Below are 24,188 nucleotides of genomic sequence, written 5' to 3'. Positions count from 1 at the left end.
AATCTCGATTAATAAAAATAAAAATGAAATATACATATACAGAAAAAAAGGACACACGTTCAGGATTCGGAGCCGGATTAGCTGAGCTTGCTGACAAAAACCCTAATGTAGTAGCACTTTGTGCAGATCTTATCGGATCTTTGAAAATGGAGAAATTCATTGAGAAAGCTCCTGAAAGATTCATCCAGGTGGGTATTGCAGAGGCCAACATGATGGGACTTGCTGCAGGTCTTAGCATCACGGGAAAAATTCCTTTCACAGGAACTTTTGCTAACTTCTCTACTTCAAGAGTATATGACCAGATCCGTCAGTCTATTGCTTACTCTGGTAAGAATGTAAAAATCTGTGCTTCTCACGCAGGTCTTACATTAGGGGAAGATGGGGCAACTCACCAGGTATTGGAAGATATCGGGATGATGAAAATGCTTCCTGGAATGACTGTCATTAACCCTTGCGACTACAACCAGACAAAAGCGGCTACCCTTGCGATTGCTGACTACGAAGGTCCTGTATATTTAAGATTCGGCAGACCGACTGTTCCTGTATTTATCCCTGAAGATATGCCTTTCGAAATCGGAAAAGGAATTATGCTTCAGGAAGGTACTGATGTAACCATTGTTGCAACAGGACACCTTGTATGGGAGTCTCTTGTAGCGGCTGACGAGCTTGAGAAAGAAGGTATTTCTTGTGAGGTGATCAATATCCACACTATTAAACCTCTTGATGAAGAGATCATCTTAAAATCTGTTGAAAAAACCGGTAAGATTGTAACGGCTGAAGAGCATAACTATCTTGGTGGCCTGGGTGAATCTGTTGCGGGAATGCTTGCAAGAAGAAGACCTACAAGACAGGAATTTGTTGCAGTAAACGATACTTTCGGAGAATCTGCAACACCTGCTGAATTGATGAAGAAGTATAAAATTGATGCTGACGCAGTGAAAGAAGCTGTAAAAAGAATCTTAGCTAACTAATCTTTAGCACATGATAATAACTACGGGCTGTTTCTTCGAAACAGCCCGTAGTCTTTTATTGAATGAGCGATTCAATGTTGGAGTTTTTCATATAGTTATCATGGTGGTAGCTTCTACCCTACTTATTGTTTTGTTTTTATTATTCAGCTTCATTGAAAGGAATTCCGACAGCAATCAGAATTGGGCATAATATTTCTTTTATATACTCATCTTCTCTCTCAATAGATTTCTTGGAGCCTGAAAAGTAATTGCTGATCCTATAGTTTTTCACAAACTGATTGCGTTTTTTCCCGATAGAATAGTAATACCCTCCTCTTTCATCATTGATAAAATAAGTCATTTCATCAAAAGTCATGATCTTTTTGGAAAGAATCCATTTTCTGTAAATACACTTCTCAGATTTATCAAAAATATATTTTACAGGAATCCTGAAAAACAGGTCAAACAGGAAATATACCATATAAATCGCCCATATCATTAAAGCTATTTTAAACTGATCTCCAGACATTTTATCCATAAAATAACAGATAATAACAGGAAGAGCGACAACTCCCAATACCAGCCACCATACAAGGATTCTTAAAAAATCATAGTTGGGCATTATACTGATCGCACTGCCGTTCTCTTCAAATTTATAACGGTCTGTGATGTTCATTACCAGATTCATTAATTTTCATGATGTCTTCAGTTTCATTCACCATCTTTTGGATTCCTTTTTCTGTCAGAGCCTGTCCTACGGTCAGATATTTTTCTTTTCCATCTACTTCAAAGTAAACAGACAAAACTACATTGGTTGTAATAAGGCCTAAATACTTTGTTGATAATACATGGAAATTGGTAAAATCTTTCATATCATATGTTCTGGCCGGAACAAAAATGGTATGTTTCCCAGTAATCGTTTTCCGGTCCATATCAATAATAAACTTCTTGGTAAAGAAATTGATAACTATGAGCGCTACAACGGCAACCATAATAAGACTTACAGTTCTTGCATTATTAAAGATCAATCCGGCGATTACTAAAAAAATAAGGCATAATATGGTGATGAAAACCGGCTGATTTTTAAAAATATATTGATTGCCTTCCTGTTTGTAAAATTTATAAGAATTCATAATAAGTTATATATATTGTATTTAGAGTTATAAAAAATCTGTTTATGATTGATACCGATGTGCGATCTCATCTTCACTAATGGTTTCCTGGGTATTTAAATCTGTTCTGAAATAGGTATCATGAATAGAAAAATAGGCATCCATTTGTTTTCCAGTTTGTTCCAATGCATCTTTCCAGCAGCCAAAAAACCAATGTTCAAACAATTTGTATTTTTCATTATCATATTCATCCAGAATATCATCAAAGTCCTCTCCTTCATAATGATCCTGGAAATTTGAGACGATATTCCATATTTTTTCCGGGATCAGAGCATCCCAATCACTGTTTTCTTCTGCATTATTTTTTTTTAGTTGGAAGAGCAACAGTGTTAGTGGCAATTTCTCCTTTATCATCTACACCCCAGAAAACAATATCCAGATATTCATATCCGTATTCGAAATAAAATGCTTTGACGTCAGATTTTCCTTTGTTGCCAAGATAGCGGATGTTTTCACCTTTCAACAGATGAATCAGGTCTTCTGTAAGCTGTGTACTGATTTTTTCCAGGTAATTCTTTAATTCAGTATTGAGTTTTTTAAGATCTTCCATTTTCTTATTCTGTTTTAAAAAGCTATGATGGATGTGTCTGAGACAATTATTATACTCTGCTTCATTTTATATAATGAAATGTGTTTTTTTGTTCTTCATCCTTAATTTAATTGTCCCAGGTTTCCATACAATTCAGATATTTGCTTTAATGCTCATTATCATTAAGCCTGATCATAATACTCTTCAGATCCTTATTCTCAAACTCATCATATCTGACATTTTTATTCTATTTAAAATGGGCGGTAAAATTACCTTTATCCTTTTAAACGAAATCACGATCATCCTTATAAGTGCAGCCAATTTCACGATTATGAACAGCTGTTTATAATTATCCGATAAATGAAAATTTATCTTCAACCATTTTTCCGATCAACGGTAAAGGTTTTTCAACTTCATTAGCAGCGTTGATTGCACCAATAATCATCAGTATCAATGGTATAAAACCTAATATACTTAGGATACCCAGATGAGTCACTGAAAGTAAAACCCTTAAAACAACTGACAGAAGAATAGAGAAAATAATCAATCCTAAGGACTGCTTAAGATGATATTTTAAAAGGTTGCCAGCCTTCTCTTTCCCTACAATAAATGAGATTAACCATCCGAAAACAGTAATGTATGATACGATAGATAATGTTTTGTTGTCCATGATAAAATTTTTTAATTAATATTTTTCCGATTTTTTCATGGGGGCAAAATTGCAACGGAAAAATATAACTCCAATTTTACCTGTTACTACAAAACAACTTCAATTCAAAATACAAATGTCTACAAAGCGTCTACAATAAATTATAAACAATTAATATACAGGTTTTTAAAACCCATATATAGTTTCAATTTTTTATATAAACCATTGATAGGATCTCTGCAATTTTTGTACTTTCACCTCATGAAACTGCAGTTCTCTTTTTTATATTTTATCTTCTTTTTCTGTATTTTTTGCCCGGCGCAAAATACATTCATTGATGGCCTTAAAAGCCAGTTGAAGAGTAACAATTCTGCTGAGGAAAAATTTAGAGTGTATAATGAGCTTACAGAATATTACAGAGTCAGCGATCAGTACCCTATTGCTAAAAAATATGTTCAGGAACAGTTAAAGCTGGCCAAAAATGAGCAAAATTATACAGAAGCAGTAAAGGCGCTAGTTCAGAAAGGCATTATAGAGCTTAACCAGTCTCAGTATGAAAAAGTTCCACAGCTTATTGACGCAGCTAATTCAACAGCGCAAAAAACAAATGATAAAACAGCTTCACTGTATGCCGCTTATCTGAATATCTATTATAATAATGCACTGGGAGAATCTGAAAATACCATGAGGCTTATCCAGAAAACGCTTCCACAGGTTGAAAAACTGCCTTCAGAAGTTCTCCTGAATGCGAAACTCAATTATCTTTTATACGGAATTCACTCTGAATGGAATGATGCAAAGAATGCAACACTCTATGCTCAGAAAGCTGTTGAACTGGCCCAAAAATCAGGGAATAAAAACATGCTGAGCTCTGCCTATTCTGCCATGGCGGTCTGCTATTATTTTCCCTATGAAAAAACCGGAGATCTAAAAGATTTAAAACGTGTTATAGAGATGTGTAAAAAGGCTGTTGCCCTTTATCAGCAATTTCCGGGACAGGTTTCATCTCATGTTCATGCCTTAGCCTTATTAAATCTTGCCAACTACTACCTGAGCTATCCGGATATTACTCCTGAAATCCGTAAGGAAATTCAGGATAATACCCATGAAATTCTTGCACTTACTCAATACACTACTTTAAATCAAGGGGTTCAGGCAGGTGCTCTCGGAATTCTCAGTACCCTCGCCTCCCGGGATCAGAATGACGCCTTATCTGAACAATATCTTTTAAAAGCAGAACAGATCCTACTGACTCAGAAACCAATATACTATCACGTCATGATTAATGTAGTGACTGATCTTTCCAAACTGTATGTAAAGCAAAAAAACTATCAGAAGGCTTATGAATATCAGTCTAAAGTAACGGAATACAATAATCTTCTTTACAATGAAGGACAGGCAGAAACGGCAAAAAGGCTTGAGGCCCAGTTTCAGTCTCAGAAAAAAGAAGCTGAATTAAAAGCTCTCACCGAAAAAACATTAAGCCTGAAAAAGGAAAAGTTTCTGTATATCGGGCTTGGAATTATAGGATTGACCGGAGCATTCTTTATGTTCCGTTCTTACCATTATAAACTACGTTATTCCATAGAAAGAGAAAAGAAGCTTAACACCGAAAAGCACGAAGCCGAGATGCTCGTTAAGCTTAAGGAAGAAGAACAGGCCAGATTAAAAGCAGAACAGGAACTCCTGACCTTGCAGCAGCAGAAACTTCAAAGTGAAGTATTGGCCAGCCAGCTTCATATTCAGCACAAAAATGAGGTACTCCAACAGCTTCAGACACAACTTTCGGATACAGATATTAACATCAGCCAGGTAGTTAAAGGGCAAAACCGTGTAGATAACGATTTTGAAAAGATCAGATTTACCATTCAGGAACTACATCCGGATTTCTTCAAAAATATTAATGAAAAAGCAAGGCAAAAACTAACTCCGCTGGATCTTAAATACTGCGCTTATATTTACCTTGGAATGGATACCAAACAAATCGCCAATCTCCTGAACGTAGAACCTAAAAGTGTAAGAATGACCAAATACCGCCTGAAAAAGAAATTCGGGTTGGATGAAAGTATCGCTTTAGACATTTTTTTTCAGGGAGTATTTTCTGAGTAATGTTTTTATTAATGTTTATTTATTCCGATTCATTACAACATTTCACAATGTTTACAGAAACTAAAATAGCTTCTAAACAATGTTTACTATATAGAAATAAGATATAGAAAACTCTTATTTAAAAAACTTCCATTTGGGGATAATGGCCAGCATTCCAAAACCTGTAAACAGAAAGAGGTTGGTAACATCCGTATACAGGAAGGTAGACAGATAGTAATTGTGCATAAAAAAATGCAGCACCAGCAAAGCCGGGAACATGATAATTCCTATTTTTTTGTAAAAGAACATCAGCACAAGCCCAATCATCATGAGTGCATCTACTGAAAAGATAACATAAAAATACCATCTCGGGATTTCAAGGTATTCATGCTGAAGATATTCATCAACATCTATTCCCAGCCCCATTACGGTAAACAACATTAAGGCAGCAAATGCCAGAATAAATCCCCATCCTTTCTTCGGATCCTCGTCAAAATAGCTGTATTCTTCCATAGGTACAAAAATAAAGAACTTATGAGAGATTTCATAAGTTCTTTTATAGTAATTCGTTTAAAATTTGAATTAAATAGAGATTGCGTTAATCAGTCTATTTTTATCGCTTAGGAATTCTTCCATAGAGATCATACTTTCAGTTCTCATTACATCCTGAATGTCATCGATCTGATAGATAATTCTTTTAGCATCATCTGTATTCTTAGCTCTTACTTTACAGAAAATATTATATTTCCCTGAAATAACGCTAGCTTCAATTACGTTAGGAATAGTTGACAATTCTTTCAATACTTCCTGAGTACGGTTTGATTTTGTCAAAAGGATTCCGATGAAAGCTGTAAAGTGATAATCCAGCTTACCATAATCGATGTTTAGAGATGATCCCAAAATAATACCTGCATCTTCCATCTTTTTCACTCTTACGTGAATTGTTCCAGCAGAAACATCCATCTGCTTAGCAATTTCTGTAAAAGGCATTCTTGTGTTTTCTACTAAGAAATCAAGAATCTTCTTGTCTATTTCGTCCAGTTGATAGTTCATATTAGTTAAATTACAATTTCTTTAAAAAATCTATGTATTTTTTGCAAATTTACAAAAAATAATTTAACTAAAAAAAATATATCAAATATTAACAATAATTAACACGGATGATAAAAATCATTAAAATATTCCGATTATTTAGCATTTGATTTTGTAGAATCTGTTTTTATTTCCGGTTTCTCTGCAGATGCTTTTTTGTCTTTTTTCTTCTTTTTAAACAAAGAATTGAAGCTTTTACTCCACATTACCCCTACTCCATAGGCCTGATTAGCAGCTCCGTTTGTACTGATCATCCCGATATTGGTAGGCTTGGAATAGCCTCTAACCACCAAAGTACCATCATTTTTCTTAGATAAATCATACTCTATAGATCCTTCTCCGGAAAGATAATTGTTCTGTGCACCGGTAGTACCTGCATCTGTTTTGGATAACGGAATTCCCAATCCGGTCTTAATATTTACCCTAGGTGAAAGTGCCACACTTACCCCTGCATTAGCTCTGTCTCCAATATTGGAATTCTGGTCACCTTTCACATAATTCAGGTCAATCTGGAATTCATTACTCATGGTATTAAGAACTGATCCGAGCTGTTTCAGAAGCATATTATATCCTGAAGATTCAGCTACGTTACCTACATTAACATCTACCCCTCCGGTATTGGATACGTTGAAGGTACTCAGTAGAAGAACAGAACCAAACTGAAGTACTTTTTCTCCTTCCTGGCTCATTTTGGCTGCTAATGTTTCTCTCACCTGGCTGGAAACATCCATTGCTGTTACATTCAGTTCTACCTTAGGATCTACCAGCGATTCGGTTATATTAGCCTGTAAAAGAATACTTATAGGCTGTAATTTTCCCATACTCAGGTATTCCCCTGCATTGGAAACCATTCTTACATAATTGGCTGTAATATCCAGTGCCGGCTTCATTGCATCACCATCCCATCTTATGCTGCTGTTTTTCTGGATCTGGAAGGTTTTGTTAAGGATCGCTTTAGAAACAAATGTTCCGTTATCCACCTTATAAGTACCATTCATGGCTATATTTCCTTGTCTGTTCATCTGGAACCTCAGCGGATCAGCTGTTCCTTTTACAGTAATGCTTCCTACATCATCGCCGATAAGTACATTTACCGTAGTTCCTTTATCTACTGCCAAATTAAAATCTATATTCATATTGGCTCCGGTCTTTTTCTTTTCTTCCAGGGTCACCAATCCGTCCTTTCCTTCTTTCAGGAATCTCAGCATTTTAAATTCTTCAACATTTGATGTGGAACTCGAGTTAAAAGTAAACGTACTTCCGTTAAGAGCCCTCATATTAGGAGTAGTTATGCTTAAACCGGATACAGGACCGGATACGTACAAGTCTCCCTGTCCGTAAACCCTTCCCCAAAACAGGTCAGAATCCTTTTGTGTAGAATTCAGTACCAAAAGATTATCAGCCCTCATAATCAGATCAATTCCCATTGAGGAAAGTGTTTCAAACCGGATAGCCCCGGAAATATTTCCTTTGGAGTTGGTTCTTCCGTCATGTACTTCAATATTATTGAGGATAGCAAGCCCTTTACTTAATTGGATTGTAGTATCATCAAATGAGTAGTCTACTCCTGTAAACAGAAGCTTCAATCCAAAATTCTTTAAGGCAATATCACCACTGTAATCAAGGTTATTAAGCTTTCCGTTAATCTTAAGATCTCCTGTTGCCTTACCTCTGAGATTTCCAAAAATAGTCTGAACGAACTGCTGGGTAAACGCCAGATCAAAATCACGCATTTCGGCCGTCAGATCAATATCCGGAGAAGCTGTATTGTTGTTAACAGTACCTGTCAGGTTTAAGCTGTTGTTTCCTAATACTCCTGCAGAATGAACCTTTACATCAATATCATATACGTTCAATGAAAATCCGTTGGTAGCCGAAATGGAAATATCACCCATATCATTACCATTCATTTTAATATCATCTACCGTAAGATCTACCAGCGGCTGTAAAGTGCTTTTATCCATCTTGATCTTTACACTTCCGTTAGCCAGACCTTTTATATCCATACCATTACCGCCAGACTGCATTTCCAGAAGTTTTTCTATCGCAAAATCACTGATATCAGCATCTACATAGAAATCTTTTGCAGATTTGAACTGTGCTTCTTTTATGAACAGTGCACTTTTATCAGAATAAATTCTCAGGTTCCGGATATCAAAATCCCCGGTATTCTTCCTGTAAGTAATGGAATGGTTCAGTTCCGGACTGGTATCAATAGCCCAGGAAACTTCATTGAATTTAACTTCAGTGGGTTCGAACCTGAAAACATAATCACCAGCTGCATCCGTAGACTGGTCTACATTAATGGCATATTCCTTAAGCTTTTCATTGATCTCATCATCCGGGCTTCCGTGTTTGAATACAGTAGCAAGGTGAAGGGTATTTCCGTTTTCATTATTCCCTTTAAGCTCGAAATCTTTAATGATATTTTTATTGTACTCTAACCTGTTGATTCTTGCATACAGCTGCTGAGCAAGATTTGCCGTATTAATCCTCACTTTAAGACTGTCTACCATAGCACTGTCTTTGCTGAGATTCTTTCTGTTGTTGACCTGATAATTAGGATTGGAAGCTGCCAAGGCTTTATCAGCATCCGTAATTTCCTCTTCTTTGGTCATAATATATTTCAGAGCAGTGGCATCAAGATTCAGGATCAGGTTATTTGAATCTCCATTATATTCTCCTTCCACCGCCGCTCCGTTAGGCAGTTTAAGATCAGGCAGGAAATAGTTAACCAGCCCTTGCTGAACATCAAATTTCATGGCAAAATTCTGACCTCTGTATAATTTCCTTGGCGGCGGACCTACAAGAATTTTTCCTACTCCGTTTTCTACCATCCCTGCAAGGTCCGCAAGGTTATATCTACCTGATATTTTTCCGGTAGCGGCTCCGGGTGCATCCACATCAATAACACGCCCGCCTGCTTCAATGAAGGTTTTTAATTTTGCTGATGGAATAGTGTATTTCTGTGTAGCTGATGCAAAGTAAAGATTATTGGCACTCACGTCCAATGTAAGATCATTAATGGATGACATAGACATTTTACCTTCCACCTGGCCACTTACAATCTGGCTGCCGGGTTTATTGGTGAAATAATTCATGTTCAGCTGGGTAACATCCGCATTTACGTCCATCGTGATTTTAGAGGTACTGAAGTCTATCAACCCTTTAACGGTTGCTTTTGCCTGTTCATCATTAACAGTAATCAGTCCGTTATATTTCTTATGGTCTAACAATCCATCCAGATAGAGATTATTGATAACTTTATCCATAATTTCAATGCTGGTAATCTGAGATTTGGTGGTAAGACGCATTGTATTAACATCAAAACTCTGCCCATCAAGGTCAAAATTACCGGATATAAGACCAACTGATTTGTTTTTAGTGATCACAGAAGTGTTAAGATCTTTTACATCAAGATGGCCTGAATATTTAGGCATAGCCGTACTGTAACCTGTTAAAGACAGTTTAGAAATTTTTGCCTGTCCTATTCCTGTCATCAGGTTCCCACTATCTACAAAGATCTGGTCAGGATTTACTTTGGCAGTTCCGTTATACTTCAGCTTTCCAAAATCGTCCGCAAAATTCTTCATCTTACTGGAGATGAATGTTGGCATCATTGCTTTCAGATCTTTATAGGTAAAATCTGTGGAAAGGTCTTTTGTTTCAATAGAGAAGTGTCCCTTCAGCAGATTATCCACCTTCATTGTTCTGGTGGCAATATTTACATCAGGATTTCTGATCAGGAAGTTCTCCAAATGGAATTTATTTAAAGGCCCCGTCATTTTTCCAGACAAATTAAATGGCTTGATATTATCCCAGTTGGTTACAAAATAGCTGATATCATAGCCGCTCATCTGGCTTCCCTGACTGATATTCATATCCCAGCGAACCTTATCTGCAAAATCTGCCCATGAACCGTCATGAAGATTGAATTTAATATCTCCCTGAAGCAGCGTATGGTCCGTATTTAAGGTAAGGTCTTTTAATGACAAAAACTGCTTGGTTAAAGACAGTTCTGTTGAAAAGGTATCTACCGTATGCGGTTTCCCCCATCTGGTAGTAACAAAAGACATATTATTGATAAGCGCATATATATTAGGCCCGTTGACCTTAACATTAGGGGCTTTTAAATTAAAATTAGTTGCAGTAAGCCATTTCCCATGGTCACCTGAAGAATTTTCATTGATAATAGATACTTTGGAGTCCAGGATCTGAATTCTGGAGTTCAATTGAAAAGGAGGCTTTTTAGGATCTCTTTTCTTTCCGTTATCAAAAAGTTCAACAAACCTGATAAAGTTGGAGATGCTGTCTCCTTTATAAGTAATGACCCTTACATCTGCATTCACAAGCTTCAGGGAATTAAAACTTAAAGAATTGCTGTTTCCGGAAATAGCATTTACAGCCAGGGAGATCCAGTCTGAATCAGCATAAAACTCACGGGCTTTGATGAATTCAAGGCCTTTATAATCTTTTACTTTCAGCCCTTTAATGGTAACATCCCCGAAATAATTAACATCAACACTCTCTGTAGAAAAATCAGACTTAAAATCATTATTAACCAATTTTAGAGCCTGATCTGCCGCCCATTGCTTGGTAACCGGAAGATTGATGGTAATAAGAACTCCTGCAACCAGAAAAAGTCCTAACCAAAAAAGAATAAGAAGAAGCTTTGCCCACCAGGTATAGCTGGTGACATCTTTCATCGCTTGTTTTCCGAATTCTTCAGCAGTTTCTACAGGATGATTAATAGCGTCTGAAGCAAGCTCAGATGCCTCTTTTACTGTTTCCCGTACTTTTCCTTCAACATTTTCAACAGTCTTTTGTACCTGATCCCCTAGGTTTTCAGCTACTGATTTTTTATTCTCATTCTCGTTATTATTCTCTAACTTTGCCATTATTATGAGCGACTCTATAATTTTAGGTATTGAATCGTCTTGCGACGACACCTCAGCAGCTATCATCAAGGGGAATTCTATTCTTTCAAATATTGCTGCGAACCAGGCTATCCATAAAGAATACGGAGGCGTGGTTCCTGAATTGGCTTCGCGAGCCCATCAACAAAATATAATCCCCGTTGTTGAAAAATCTTTTACCAAAGCAAATATACAACAAAATGCAATCTCTGCTATAGGATTTACACGCGGCCCCGGACTTTTGGGATCACTTCTTGTAGGAACATCATTTGCTAAGTCTCTGGCTATGAGTCTTAATGTTCCGTTAATTGAAGTTAATCACCTTCAAGCTCACATTCTGGCCCATTTCATCGAGGATGCAAATCCTGTGCCGCCTACTTTTCCTTTCCTGTGCCTTACCGTAAGCGGTGGTCATACCATGATTGTACTGGTAAAAGACTATTTTGACATGGAAATTATTGGGAAAACTACTGATGACGCTGCAGGTGAAGCCTTTGATAAAATCGGAAAAATATTTGACCTGGATTATCCTGCAGGACCCATCATTGACAAGCTTGCCAGAGAAGGTAATCCTGATGCTTTTAAATTCAATAAACCAAAACTGGAAAATTATGACTACTCTTTCAGTGGGATTAAAACATCTGTTCTATATTTCATCCAAAAAGAAGTAAGAAAAAATCCGGATTTCATTAAGGAAAACCTTAACGACCTTTGCGCCTCTGTACAGAAATGCATTATTGAGATCCTAATGAACAAGCTTGAAAAAGCAGCAAAAGACCTTAATGTAAACGAAGTGGCTATTGCAGGTGGAGTTTCTGCCAATTCAGCATTAAGAAAGGCCATGGAAGACAATAAAGAAAAACTGGGATGGAATATCTACATTCCGAAATTTGAGTATACTACTGATAATGCAGCCATGATTGCTATGGTAGCACAACTGAAATTCGAAAGAGGAGAATTTACGGATCTGAGAACTTCTGCTACGGCTAAATATGACTTATGAAAATACTCTTAGAAGAAAAAATACTGGGAACGCATTCTAAAAAGAATTCAAAATATTATTGGGTTTTAGAAACCATTACGGGAAAAATTGAAAACCCGGAACATGCTCTGGATTATTTTCCCTCAAGTTCTGAAAAAGGATATATCCAGGACATAAAAGACGAAATCCTGGAGAAAATAAATTCGGAGAATCTTTTTAGCTTCCCTTATACTCCAAAAGAAGGTGATTATTTATCCATTAAAAATAACTTAAGGAAACAGGAGTATTTAAACCTTATTTTTATTAATGGTAAATGGATAGAAGAAATATTCATGTGCAGTTACCGTGAATGTGATACGGATATTTATACAACGATAAAAACAGGAGTGGCATTCTTAACCCAGGATATATGAAATTATTTTACGGAGAAATAACAGGCAATAAAGTTACCATCAATGACGAGGAACAACAGCATATTGTAAAGGTTCTTCGAATGAAATCAGGAGAAGACCTCTATGTAACAGATGGAAATGGAGCTTTGGCTTCAGGAAAACTGCTTATAGAAGGAAAAAAAGCAGGCATAGAAGTTTCAGAAATTAAAATTGATCTTCCAGGCTTTACTCCTAAGCTTCATATTGCTATTGCTCCCACAAAGAATATTGACAGAATTGAATTTTTTGTGGAAAAAGCTGTGGAAATGGGTATTTCCGAAATTAGCATTATTGCTACAGAAAAAACAGAGCGTAAAAACATCAACATCGATAAGATCAGAAAACAGGCTATTGCAGCCTCTAAACAAAGTTTGAGATTCCATTTTCCGGTTATCAATGATACCGTGAAACTTTCGGATTTTCTGAAAAATATTGATCCTGAAAGCACTTTTGTGGCGCACTGCCATGAAAATTTAGAAAGAATGGAGCTTAAAAAAATTCCTTCAATGAAGGAAATTACATTTTTAATTGGTCCTGAGGGAGACTTTTCTGAAAAGGAAATTGCATTTCTGGCTGAGCATAAGATCAAAGCTGTTTCACTAGGAAACCAGAGATTGAGAACCGAAACGGCTGGCGTATTTGTAGCTGCCTGGAATTATTATAATATGATTTAGATCCTGAACTTTTGATGTATCTATAAAAATAAAGGAGGTTTCAGAACCTCCTCTTTTTTTGCCAGGAATTGATTATTTCCAGTCAATATTATTTTCTTTCAGATATTTTTCAAAGATCTGCTGCCCGCTTCTTATGGAATTTACCGTCCAAAGGATTTTCATTCTTAACAGCTTTTCCTCATTCAGTTTATAATCAATACCAGATTTTATGAGCTTCTGCTTCAGCTCATACATACAAATGGAAGCCGCTACCGAAACATTAAAGCTTCTTGTAAAACCATACATCGGAATAGCCAGTGTTTCATCTGCAAAATCCAGAATTTCCTGAGAAACCCCTTCCATTTCTGTTCCGAATACCAACGCTATAGGCTCTGTAATCTCGTATTCTGGTAGCATTTTAGCATTATTTTCTAATGAAACAACTACAATTTTATATCCTCTGTCCTTAATATTCTGAAAAGATTCCATATTTCGGGGAAGCTTTTCTACCTCAACCCAGGTATCTGCCCCTTTGGTTACTCTAAGATTGGGTTCAAAACTATATTCTTCCTGCAAAGCCACCACTTTATGAAAACCACAGGCTTCTACAGAACGTACAATGGCTGCTGCATTTCTGAACTGATAGATATCTTCTACCACCGGAAGCACAAAGTCTGAGCTTTCCCGGGAAAAGTGTTCAATCTTTGATAATCTTTCCTCCGTTAAAAATTGTTTTAAATATTCATAAGTCTGTGCTAAATCTTTCATCTGCATCTAGTTATTTTTTTCAATAGCCTTATGTAACACTTTGAATTTATCTTATTTTGATAAAATTTTACGATAAGCGTTTCATTCATTTTCAAATCTTTGCAAATTAACGTAATTTTGGGCTATGATCCTTAACCGGGGATTCAATTCTTAATTAAAAATAATACATGAAGCGAAAAGTCCTACTCATCTATACCGGCGGAACCATCGGTATGGAAAAAGATTATGAAACCGGAAGTCTGCGTGCTTTTGATTTTGGTAATATCTTCGAAAAGATGCCTGAAATGAAGCTTATGGAATGTGAAGTTTTCGTGCATCCTTTTGCCAAACCACTGGATTCTTCGGACATGGGACCTCAGGAATGGAGAGTGATAGCCAATTACATCCATGAGAATTACGATGATTATGACGGATTCCTGATCCTTCACGGAACGGATACTATGTCTTACACGGCTTCAGCATTAAGCTTCATGTTAAAAGGATTAAGAAAGCCTGTTATTATGACCGGTTCACAATTACCGATTGGTGACCTGAGAACTGATGCTAAGGAAAACCTTCTGACAAGCCTTTACTATGCAAGTCTGTATGAAAACGATGAGGCTGTCATCCAGGAGGTCGCCATCTATTTTGAGTATAAATTATTAAGAGGAAACAGAACACTGAAATATTCGGCTGAATATTTTGATGCCTATGCAAGTCCGAACTATCCTATTCTCGGGCAATCCGGTGTTCATTTAAATATCATCAAAGACAATCTTTTCCGTTGCGATCCGGAGGTTAAGTTTCATGTTGACGAACATATCTCTGAAGATGTTCTGTTCTGGAGAATTTTCCCGGGAATGCATCTGAGCCACTTCAGGGAGATCCCTAAAATGAAGGTGCTTATCCTGCAGGTTTTCGGTTCCGGAACTATTTTCAGCAGTGAGAAGACGCAGGAGACTCTTCAGGAAATCAGAAATAACGGAACAGAGATCGTAGTAGTAAGCCAGTGTATTTCCGGTGGTATTTCATTCGGGAAATATGAGAACAGTAATATTTTCTCAAGAATCGGAGCAATTAGCGGAAGGGATATGACCGCAGAAACGGCTATTACCAAAGCAATGCATCTTATTGACAATCCTAATTACTCCGGAAGTTTTGCAGATAACTTTACCAAAAGCCTTTGTGGAGAAATTACTGCTGAAAAATTGCAGTAAAAATTTGGTATTTAAAGAAAATAGTTTATTTTTGCAATCTCAAAAAGAAAGGTGTCCGAGTGGTTGAAGGAGCTACCCTGGAAAGGTAGTATACGGGTAACTGTATCGAGGGTTCGAATCCCTTCCTTTCTGCAAAGAAAAGCGCTGATAATCAGCGCTTTTTGTTTTTATTACAGTTCCATATTTTTCTGGTTTATTGTATCAGTTTCATTGATACGAAATAGGAATGATCTTAAAAAATAGAATTTTCCATTCCTCTAAGTATTTCTACCCAAATATATAATTAGTCATTTATACTCTACAACATCTGTTTTGTTCTTCGTTACTTTGGGGTATAAAATAACCACAAAACCAATTTAATATGACATCAACAAGCGTAAATGCAAATTCAACCGGCCAGTTACAGCTGGGAGGCGGAGCACAGTTCTGGGTGTATCTTTCACCTCAAAATGATACTGCTAAAATGATTACCAAATGGCGGGTAACATTTTCACAGGGAAACTGGAGCGATTCCATTTCAAGTGATAATCCTACAAAACAAATCCAAACACCTAATCTTTCAGGGATTTTCGAAATTAAAGTTGAATTACTAAGTGGTTCAACCGGGACATGGAGGCAAATTCCCCCGCAGTCAGGAAGTCATAATGAAATAGGCTGTAATTCCAATTGTGCTTCTATGGTAGGAATTGTTGCAGACAGCACCAATCCGCCTATTGGTGCTATTAATGCTCATTTTTGGACGACTTGGGATGCTATGTGCAGAACAGGAGCATAAGACCAATAAATTCTAAATCAATCATTATAATCAAATCTACTGCGGTATTTTTTAATATCGCAGTTTTGTTATACTGTCTTTGAATGAAGCAGGAAGATGGAGAAAGGATGTTATTTCAGGAGGCCACTGAATAAGTAGCATTCATAAAATAATGCACTAAAAGCCATTATAAATGAAAAAAGTCCCGGATATACAACCCGGGACTTTTTATTATCAATTATTCAATCTTATTTTAGAATTTTAAAGAAACGCTTCCTAAGAAACGGGCTGGTGCCTGTGGTGTTAAACGTACTGACCAGGCTTTTTCATTGGTAATATTATCAAACTTCAGTCCTACTCTATATTTGGGCTGGTCATAGAAGATCCCCAGATCAAACATGGTATAGGACGGAATAATCACTTTAGCAGTTTGTGTATTGGTCTGATAAGAAGAAGATCCCATATTTCCACCACCACCTATTCCAAGGCCTTTTAATTTACCTTGCGAAACCCTGTAGCTGATCCAGAAATTGAACATATTGGCGGGGCCTGACAACGCTGGCCTTAATCCATTAACGGAAGGATTGGCATTTGTGAACTTACTGTCATTATAAGCATATCCCGCTACAATATTGAGTCCTTCAAAAGGATTGGCAGTTAATTCTGCTTCAAATCCTTTGCTTAATTGCGTTCCATCCTGTATAGAATAATTGATATCATCCGGATTGGTTCTTAAAATATTATCAACACGGATGTTATAATAACTTAGAGTTCCTACGAGCCTGTGGTTGAAAATATCTGCTTTTACTCCTAGTTCCAGCTGATTTGCATATTCCGGTTTGAATGAATTTCCGTTAATATCTACTCCACTAACGTTGTTGAAACCATTCATATAGTTCCCAAACAGGGAAACTCTGTTCTTTACTATTTCGTAAACAAGCCCTAACTTGGGAGAAAGCGCCGTTTGTGAGTAAGGCCCTGCCTGTGTACCACTATTACTTAAGCCCCCTTTTATCTGGCCTGTAGTAATGTCATACACCCCTTTAAACTGGAATCTGTCTACTCTTAAACTGGCCATTATCATTAACTGATCTGTTATATTGAATACATCCGAAACATAGGCAGCATAGGTATTATCACTATTATTCTCTTTTCTCATAGCAGAAGTTGCCGTAAGCGCATCAATGATATTACGGTTAACTCTGAAATCTGCAGACGGATGAACAAAATTGAATACTTTGGTATTAGTATGATAACGGTCAAAATGATTTGAGTTGTTATAATAATCCAATCCTACCACCATTCTGTTTCTAAAACGTCCGATATGAAAATCCCCGATGAAATTCTGCTGGATATTCGTAGCAATAAACGAAGTAGTTCCTACCATCACCTGAGCACTTGCCGTAGAATCTGTTTTCCCGTTAATCGCGGAAATATACCCATTGATGGTTGATCTTGCCCGTGATATAATTGTTTGGGAAGTCCAGTTTTCTGATACTTTATAATTGAGTTGGGCAAAGATATTCATCATCTGTGTTTCATATGCGAGATCATCACCCAGGAAATTTTTATAGTAAGGAAACTTCATATCTGCAATAGACTGCGTTTTATTACTTCCGGTATAAGGATTAAAACGAACTACTGAAGTTCCTTTTGCCTGATTAAACTCTACATCCAAAAGAAGCGACATACGGTCATTGATCTGATAGGAAAAACTTGGCGCAATGGCCAATGAATTGGTAAAACCCAGATCCTGAAAGCTTTTTTCAAAAGTTCCAGCTGCATTGAGACGGAAAAGCGCTGTTCTGTCTTTATTAACCGGGGTATTTACATCTACTGTTAACCGGTTATAATCCCAGCTTCCGCCAACATATCCTACTTCACCACCAAATTTGTTATAAGGTTTTTTCGTCACACGGTTATAAACACCACCATAGCTGCTTGCTACACTTTTCCCAAATAAAGTTGCGGAAGGACCTTTAATAGCTTCAATACGTTCCAGGTTAACAGGATCAATCACTGAAAAAGCTGCTCCTGCCACTCCATTTCTTGCATTAGGCTCTGTTTCAAATCCTCTTGAGCGAAATGTCACCCTTCCCTGATTGGCAATCATTGGAACACCTGCTCCCGGTACGTTTTTAGAAATACTGCCAAGGTCTACAGCAACCTGCTCCTGAAAAAGCTCTTTAGTTACCGTATTATACACCTGCGGATTTTCCAGGTTCTTTAAGGGAAGCCTTGCAACGAATCCGCTTTCTTTCTTGGAAAATCTGTTGATATTTTTCATAATGACCACTTCCTGTATTGCCTGAATATTTTCTTTGGTCAGCTGATAGTCTAATACTGCACTTTCCCCGGCTTTTACCTCAACAGGAATACGTATTTCTTCAGATCCGAGGATTTGCAATTTTACAGTATAGGAACCTGCCTTGATATTGGTAAAACGATAATTCCCATCATCATCTGTAAGGGTTTGACGATCTGCCTCCAACAGTGAAACGGATATTGACCTTAAAGGCTGTCCGTCTACCATATTGACCTTACCGATGATTTCACCCTGAAGATCCTGTGCAGATAGTTGGGCTATAGTTATCAAGGAAAAAAAGAAAATAAGAAATGGCTTCAGCCATTGATTTATTTTATCTGTTAGAGCATTCTGCTCAGTGTCATAGACATGGTTGATTGACTTCATCAGAAGCTCACATTCACTTGATCTTATCATTTTTTCAGCCTTATTTAAAATAATTATAAATAAAGTGCAAAATAAAGGATAAACAAACTTCCCTGCAATATTAATTTGAATTATTCTAAATAAAGAAATAAAAATCATCTTTTTGATGGCCAGCAGAACATCCTAAAACTTCTGTTCCGGATAAAAATTATACCAACATTTATTTCGTGTTTATTATTAAAATCCTTTATTCAAGAAGGTTTATATATAATTAAATATGACTGTAAACTTTTTCCACATTTTACTAACAAGTTATCCACAATCCATCATACTATATCCGTACTTATTATTAACACTTCTTTTTTACTAAATTAGCACAACAGTTATAACGATCAGATCATGGAAAACAGGGTTAAAATTTTGAGAGAGAAAATGAATATGACCCAAAATGAGCTTGCTGAAAAGTCAGGACTTTCCCTTAGGACAGTTCAGAGGATTGAAGCTGGAAGTATCTTAAAAGGTTTTACTTTAAAAGCACTTGCACAAACTTTGAATACCCAACCGGAAGAACTGGTTATCAGTAAAAAAGAAGAGATTAATATCCAGCGGGCTAAAAGAATAAATTTATCAGCCCTGGCCGGACTCCTAATTCCGTATGGCGGCATTATTCTTCCTGCTATTTTAACCTACAAAACAACAGATCTGAAAAACAGAGAACTGGGGAAAAGTATTGTCTGTATCCAGATTATCGTATCTGTTATTTTTTCTGTCTTAATGATTATCAGTCCGTTTATTCAAAAGCTATTTACTTTCACATTCCCGCTTTTCATGATTCCATTGGTTCTCTTTTTATTTTTAAAATTATTCATTATCATCAATAATGGAATCAGCCTGAACAAAACACAGGATTTAAGTATTAAACTGAAAATCAATTTCCTATAATAAGACATACTGAAATGTCGTAAAATTGTCGTCCATTTTTTATGCTAAAAAAGTAAAGGATTTCCGAACCTTGTACAAAAAACAGCATGAAAATAATCAAGAGAATTATCTTTACAGTTTTAATCCTTATCATCATTACAGGAACAGTCGGATACGTCTATTTTGAACACAAATTCACTCCAGAAAAGAATTATTTAACGATAGAAAATGAAAGCGGAGCTGTTCCTATCATATGGACCGGAAAAGATAAAAATGCCCTGCTCGTTCCGATTCTCTTTCCTAAAGATACAGCCATTTACTATCTTCAATTTGATACGGGAGCTGTTTATACGGAGTTTTACAGTAAAGCTGCTGCACAATTAAGGGAGGTAACCCTCAAAAATGAACGGGCAGCTGCCACATTTTTTATTGGTAAAACCAGAATTACGTCCGGAAAGATTAAAATATCCAACACAGGAACTTCAGAGAAAAATACCCCTGTTAAAATCATCGGGACCCTTGGCGCTGATATACTTGAAGACAGAAGAACACTGATTAATTTCAGAGAGCATCATATTGTTTTCAACCTATCCAAAGAACCTGATGAGTTTAAGGACAATCTTATTGATTTTAAATTTAAGAAAAGAAAAATCATTATTCAAGGAAGCCTTAACGGTAAGAATGAAAAGTTCCTGTATGATTCCGGTACCAGTGCTTATGAATTATTGACCAGTAAAGAAAACTGGGAAAATTTAAAATTACCAACTTCAAAGGTTAAAATAGAAAAAGCTCAGTCGAGACCCGCTCTTTTAACAGCTTATACTGCAAAAATGCATGATACCATCCGTTTTAAGAACAAAAACCTTCCATTGAATGCAGTAACTTATGTGGAAGGATTTTCCAAAAGTCAATATATGTTAATGAAATTTTCAGGAATGTCCGGAATGCTGGGAAACAGGATCTTTTTAAATCACAACATTTACATTGACTGTTCAAAGGGAAAAATTGGAATTGAATAAAAGTTAAATCCATTCTTATCAATTATTGCTATTCCCAAATCTTTCCTAAATCATGTGTTTATTTTGTCATGTTTTTAAACAGCATTTAAGATTTTTGAATAAACATTCTATTCATAAAGCCTTATAATTTTGTTATGACAAAATATATTTTCTGCGTATCGCTGGTATTTATCTGATGTTATGATATTGCAGATGTTAACATTAATAATAAAGCAATTTTCATGATGTCCGGTATCAAAAAAATCCTTATCATATTAAGCATAACAGGTTGTGTGAGAAGTCTGGTAAAAGCACAGATCAGCCCTCCGGGGTTAGGTGATGCCAATACCGCATTTTGGTCAGCTTTTGGTGTAAAGCGTAACCTTGATTCTTTAGGAAAAAAACAAACCATGAGTTATATTGCTATTGGACGTAAAAGCAGCCCGGATCATGATAATCTGTTTGCCAAACAGGCTATTTTCGTATTGAATCACGAATTTTACCATTCTTTTGCTCCTCATCAGCAATACAGTTATGCACTAAGCTACCGCAGACAGCCTGAATATGAGAAAGTAGCTCCTTATGATAAAGAGGGTATAGAACAGGAATTCAGGATGTATGGGAGATATGCCTACACTTTTGATTTCGGGAACAAACTAAAGCTTAAAAATACGGTCCGCCAGGAATTCAGAAAGTTCTTCGATGCTGATTTTCATAAAGTGGATGAAGATTTTCAGTTGAGAACCCGTATGAAAACTCAGCTGACCTATAAGTTATCTCCGAAAAACAATCAGAAACTGGCATTGAGTGCTGAAGCATTATTCTCCATCAGCCACCTCAACGAACATGACCGGCACTGGAATTCTTTTGAATATCGGGAATTACGGCTCGCAGCCTATTATATGTTCAATATTCCGAATTCTCCTTTCACAGTAGATATTGGTTATATGGATGATCTGATAAGAGGCAGCAACAGTATTCATAATGGCGGGGTACATTATCTGGCAGCAGATGTGGTATGGAATATTCCTTACGGAAAGAAACACAATTAGAATAAATATAAAAAAGGTCTTTACAAAGTTGTAAAAGACTTTACAAAAAATACGTCGAGTTCTGTCGTATTGGTCTATTATTTTTGTCATAGATCAAAACAAAAATCTTTCAAGAATTTGTTACATCTATCATTAAATAACAATACCAAAAGACAAAAAACAATGATTTACACCAATGATTTTTTCGCAACAGGAAGCTCTTACCCCAATGATAATTTAGTGCAGTTGGTAGACAGTTTCACTGGTGAAAATGTGAATTTCAAAAAAGTAACTGTATGGCATGATGGATCATTAATGAACCCTGCAAAGGCCGATGGGATTATATACAGACAAAAGAATAGTGATTACTACGCAGATTTAGAATGGCTGGTCAACCGAACGGTATACGTAAAAAGATTTGGGGCTGTAGGTGATGGGATCACTAATGATGCACCCGCCATCAGAAGAATGATTTCTTTTCTTCCTCAGAAAGATTTTATTGTAAGATTTGAAAATGCAAAATATATGCAGGGAGACGGCAGTTTTACAGAAAGATATGCACTGGGTACAAATCCTAAAACAGGAGCAACTGAATATATTGGAGGAGAAAATAGAGAAAGCAATATAGGACCTGAACTTTTTTTCAGTTTTACAGATAAATCAGATTTTACCATCTATGGTAACGGAGCGTTGGTAAAGGCTCATCCCGGTAATCCGCCAATTACCAACATGCGTGGTTTTGAATTTATCCGATGTAAGAATTTTAAAGTAGAAAATCTTAACTACGATGGCTCTAAAAATGACAGAAAGCCGGACGGTGGGGATCCACATCAATATAATAATCAATCTGGTTTTAAAGTAAGCTCATCACAAAGATATGAGTTACTCGATTGCAGATCTGATAATTGTTGTATGGATGGCTTTTTTATTTCTTCAGATGATATTAATGCCAATAACTGGAACGAAGATGGGCTCCTTAGAAACTGCCACGCAGATAACAACTATAGACAGGGAAGCTCCGTTGTAAATAGCAAAAGATTTAAAGTAATCGGTGGATCCTATACCAATACAGGAAAAACTTACGGAACATCACCGGAAGCAGGAATTGATATTGAAGAAGGTTATCCTTCTAACTTTGGAAGAGGCAGTATTGATACTGTTGTGGATGGTGTTTTGTTTGAAGACAACAATAATACCGGGCTTTCGCTTCATCTTGGAACACGGGATGCCAACGTTGTAAACTGTGTTTTCAAAAATAATGGAATATTTGTAGCACCTGATGAATATGGTCTAAGCTGCAATAATACTATATACAATAATAACTTTTACGATTCCACAATCAGACTTAGCGGAGGAGGTGAACATTTTTACGGTAACAGAATTTATCTATCTCCTTCTTATCCTTTTCAATTCACCTTAGACAATGAATTTAATCACTTTCTAAATAAAAAATGTCGTGAAACACTGGTCTATGATAATTATATTTATCGTGATGCCGGGAAATCAACCATTAATGATGGAGTTACCGGAACCTTGAATATTGGAAATGTAAAGAATGGAGTAAGGGTATTTAAAAATACATTCATCAATATTGCTTCAAAAGGGACTTTCCTGTTTTTCCATGGCCCAGCTGACAGAGAGTTGGAATTTTATGACAACACATTCCATAATACTCCGGAGTTCATTACCAATACCTCTATGCAACCAGGAAGTACCTATTATACGAATTATGAAGGCTTTTTTAAGAAGGCTTATAACAATAAAATTGAAATTCCCGGAATGAATAAAATGGTTTTTACTTCTCACAGAAGTAAAGGTGACAAACTTGTAAAAAGTTTCCAACTGAACAGGATTGAATCGGGAAAATATGTGGACATTACTTTTGATAACTTTACAAGTGCATTTGAAGCCAGGGAGCTTTATCTTAAAGTAACAACTAAAGGATACTGGTATGAAACGGATTCAACGCAGGTAAAAGAAGAAATCATTTCTTTTTCAGATGTAAAACCTATCAGCTATACGGGGACTCTGGATGATTTTAAGAAACTTCCGGTTTCCACGGGTATCTATATTAAAAACAACAAAGCAACGCTTACTTTTACTCAAAGCAGTTCAGATTCACTTAATCAATTATGGGCTCTTGACATCGCTATTGAAGTATTAGGAAATTATACTGATGATTTTCCGGTAAAAATTTCAGAACCTTATGATACTAACAATCAACCGATGATGATTAATTTACCCATGATCAAATCAAACAATCAGGTTGAATCGGCTGCAACTGACGTTGCTAGTCTTCGTAATGATTTTAACAGCTTATTATTAAAATTGAAAAATGCCGGTCTCATGCAAAACTAATAAATAAACATTTATTTCCCCAGGTTGCC

21 protein-coding genes and 1 tRNA gene are annotated in these 24,188 nt (G+C 36.4%); 12 read left to right on the top strand and 10 right to left on the bottom strand.

The features are described 5' to 3' along the window. Positions 1 to 23: 23 nt before the first annotated feature. Positions 24 to 971 (top strand): transketolase family protein, encoded by a 948-nt coding sequence (locus tag EG339_RS10140; protein ID WP_123870084.1) that lies wholly within the window; start codon positions 24 to 26, stop codon positions 969 to 971. A gap of 139 nt (positions 972 to 1,110) precedes the next feature. Here EG339_RS10140 and EG339_RS10135 read toward each other — a convergent pair whose 3' ends face one another. From EG339_RS10135 to EG339_RS10115, 5 genes are all read right to left on the bottom strand, one after another. Next, positions 1,111 to 1,626 (bottom strand): hypothetical protein, encoded by a 516-nt coding sequence (locus EG339_RS10135; RefSeq protein ID WP_225717531.1) that lies wholly within the window; start codon positions 1,624 to 1,626, stop codon positions 1,111 to 1,113. Beyond that, positions 1,604 to 2,083 (bottom strand): hypothetical protein, encoded by a 480-nt coding sequence (locus EG339_RS10130; RefSeq protein ID WP_123870083.1) that lies wholly within the window; start codon positions 2,081 to 2,083, stop codon positions 1,604 to 1,606. Before EG339_RS10130 ends, EG339_RS10135 begins: the two co-directional genes overlap by 23 nt. A 42-nt stretch (positions 2,084 to 2,125) precedes the next feature. Beyond that, the gene (locus EG339_RS10125; protein WP_123870082.1) at positions 2,126 to 2,446 is read right to left on the bottom strand and encodes a hypothetical protein; all 321 of its coding nucleotides are present in this window, start codon (positions 2,444 to 2,446) and stop codon (positions 2,126 to 2,128) included. After that, positions 2,421 to 2,672 carry a hypothetical protein gene (locus tag EG339_RS10120; RefSeq protein WP_123870081.1) on the bottom strand — a complete coding sequence of 84 codons (252 nt, stop codon included), beginning with the start codon at positions 2,670 to 2,672 and terminating at the stop codon, positions 2,421 to 2,423. The genes EG339_RS10125 and EG339_RS10120 overlap by 26 nt, the downstream gene beginning before the upstream one ends. A 328-nt stretch (positions 2,673 to 3,000) precedes the next feature. Beyond that, positions 3,001 to 3,321, bottom strand: a complete 321-nt coding sequence (locus tag EG339_RS10115) for a DUF4870 domain-containing protein (protein WP_123870080.1) — start codon at positions 3,319 to 3,321, stop codon at positions 3,001 to 3,003. Between the two features lie 333 nt (positions 3,322 to 3,654). Here EG339_RS10115 and EG339_RS10110 point away from each other — a divergent pair, with 333 nt between their 5' ends. Then, positions 3,655 to 5,409, top strand: a complete 1,755-nt coding sequence (locus tag EG339_RS10110; protein ID WP_228459740.1) for a helix-turn-helix transcriptional regulator — start codon at positions 3,655 to 3,657, stop codon at positions 5,407 to 5,409. 114 nt (positions 5,410 to 5,523) lie between these two features. Here the strand turns inward: EG339_RS10110 and EG339_RS10105 are convergent, their stop codons facing one another. The 3 genes from EG339_RS10105 to EG339_RS10095 all read right to left on the bottom strand — a co-directional run bounded on the left by EG339_RS10105 (position 5,524) and on the right by EG339_RS10095 (position 11,378). Next, entirely contained in the window at positions 5,524 to 5,901 is a 378-nt protein-coding gene (locus tag EG339_RS10105; RefSeq protein WP_123870078.1) for a hypothetical protein, read from the bottom strand. Between the two features lie 69 nt (positions 5,902 to 5,970). After that, entirely contained in the window at positions 5,971 to 6,441 is a 471-nt protein-coding gene (locus EG339_RS10100) for an Lrp/AsnC family transcriptional regulator (RefSeq protein WP_065400659.1), read from the bottom strand. Positions 6,442 to 6,575: 134 nt separating this feature from the next. Further along, on the bottom strand, positions 6,576 to 11,378 hold the full coding sequence (locus tag EG339_RS10095; RefSeq protein ID WP_123870077.1) for a translocation/assembly module TamB domain-containing protein: 4,803 nt from the start codon (positions 11,376 to 11,378) through the stop codon (positions 6,576 to 6,578). Between the two features lie 4 nt (positions 11,379 to 11,382). Here EG339_RS10095 and tsaD point away from each other — a divergent pair, with 4 nt between their 5' ends. The 3 genes from tsaD to EG339_RS10080 are packed head-to-tail and all read left to right on the top strand — an operon-like array spanning position 11,383 to position 13,483. Next, the gene (tsaD, locus tag EG339_RS10090) at positions 11,383 to 12,399 is read left to right on the top strand and encodes a tRNA (adenosine(37)-N6)-threonylcarbamoyltransferase complex transferase subunit TsaD (RefSeq protein ID WP_123870076.1); all 1,017 of its coding nucleotides are present in this window, start codon (positions 11,383 to 11,385) and stop codon (positions 12,397 to 12,399) included. Then, positions 12,396 to 12,791 carry a hypothetical protein gene (locus tag EG339_RS10085; protein ID WP_123870075.1) on the top strand — a complete coding sequence of 132 codons (396 nt, stop codon included), beginning with the start codon at positions 12,396 to 12,398 and terminating at the stop codon, positions 12,789 to 12,791. Before tsaD ends, EG339_RS10085 begins: the two co-directional genes overlap by 4 nt. Then, complete coding sequence (locus EG339_RS10080) at positions 12,788 to 13,483, top strand: RsmE family RNA methyltransferase (protein WP_123870074.1); 696 nt, start codon at positions 12,788 to 12,790, stop codon at positions 13,481 to 13,483. The genes EG339_RS10085 and EG339_RS10080 overlap by 4 nt, the downstream gene beginning before the upstream one ends. A 72-nt stretch (positions 13,484 to 13,555) precedes the next feature. On the opposite strand, the gene EG339_RS10075 is transcribed toward EG339_RS10080, so the two are convergent. Then, the gene (locus EG339_RS10075) at positions 13,556 to 14,236 is read right to left on the bottom strand and encodes a TrmH family RNA methyltransferase (RefSeq protein ID WP_123870073.1); all 681 of its coding nucleotides are present in this window, start codon (positions 14,234 to 14,236) and stop codon (positions 13,556 to 13,558) included. Between the two features lie 161 nt (positions 14,237 to 14,397). Between EG339_RS10075 and EG339_RS10070 the strand changes: the two genes are divergently transcribed. The 3 genes from EG339_RS10070 to EG339_RS10060 all read left to right on the top strand — a co-directional run bounded on the left by EG339_RS10070 (position 14,398) and on the right by EG339_RS10060 (position 16,201). Continuing rightward, complete coding sequence (locus EG339_RS10070; protein ID WP_123870072.1) at positions 14,398 to 15,426, top strand: asparaginase; 1,029 nt, start codon at positions 14,398 to 14,400, stop codon at positions 15,424 to 15,426. A 45-nt stretch (positions 15,427 to 15,471) separates the two neighbouring features. Continuing rightward, positions 15,472 to 15,558 (top strand) — tRNA-Ser (locus EG339_RS10065). Between the two features lie 229 nt (positions 15,559 to 15,787). Beyond that, positions 15,788 to 16,201 carry a hypothetical protein gene (locus EG339_RS10060; protein WP_123870071.1) on the top strand — a complete coding sequence of 138 codons (414 nt, stop codon included), beginning with the start codon at positions 15,788 to 15,790 and terminating at the stop codon, positions 16,199 to 16,201. A gap of 232 nt (positions 16,202 to 16,433) precedes the next feature. Here the strand turns inward: EG339_RS10060 and EG339_RS10055 are convergent, their stop codons facing one another. Beyond that, positions 16,434 to 18,902, bottom strand: a complete 2,469-nt coding sequence (locus tag EG339_RS10055) for a TonB-dependent receptor (protein ID WP_123870070.1) — start codon at positions 18,900 to 18,902, stop codon at positions 16,434 to 16,436. 348 nt (positions 18,903 to 19,250) lie between these two features. On the opposite strand from EG339_RS10055, the gene EG339_RS10050 reads away from it, so the two are divergent. The 4 genes from EG339_RS10050 (at position 19,251) to EG339_RS10035 (ending at position 24,159) form a co-directional block, all read left to right on the top strand. Next, on the top strand, positions 19,251 to 19,793 hold the full coding sequence (locus EG339_RS10050; protein WP_123870069.1) for a helix-turn-helix domain-containing protein: 543 nt from the start codon (positions 19,251 to 19,253) through the stop codon (positions 19,791 to 19,793). A gap of 86 nt (positions 19,794 to 19,879) precedes the next feature. Beyond that, on the top strand, positions 19,880 to 20,791 hold the full coding sequence (locus EG339_RS10045) for a hypothetical protein (protein ID WP_123870068.1): 912 nt from the start codon (positions 19,880 to 19,882) through the stop codon (positions 20,789 to 20,791). 221 nt (positions 20,792 to 21,012) lie between these two features. Continuing rightward, positions 21,013 to 21,822 (top strand): DUF2490 domain-containing protein, encoded by an 810-nt coding sequence (locus tag EG339_RS10040; RefSeq protein ID WP_123870067.1) that lies wholly within the window; start codon positions 21,013 to 21,015, stop codon positions 21,820 to 21,822. Between the two features lie 162 nt (positions 21,823 to 21,984). Further along, the gene (locus EG339_RS10035) at positions 21,985 to 24,159 is read left to right on the top strand and encodes a right-handed parallel beta-helix repeat-containing protein (protein WP_123870066.1); all 2,175 of its coding nucleotides are present in this window, start codon (positions 21,985 to 21,987) and stop codon (positions 24,157 to 24,159) included. Positions 24,160 to 24,188: the final 29 nt, after the last annotated feature.

The sequence above is a fragment of the Chryseobacterium bernardetii genome (assembly GCF_003815975.1).
Taxonomy (GTDB): Bacteria; Bacteroidota; Bacteroidia; order Flavobacteriales; family Weeksellaceae; genus Chryseobacterium; species Chryseobacterium bernardetii.
The sequence above is the reverse complement of the archived record's forward strand: the minus strand, read 5'-3'. Positions and strand labels throughout refer to the sequence as shown.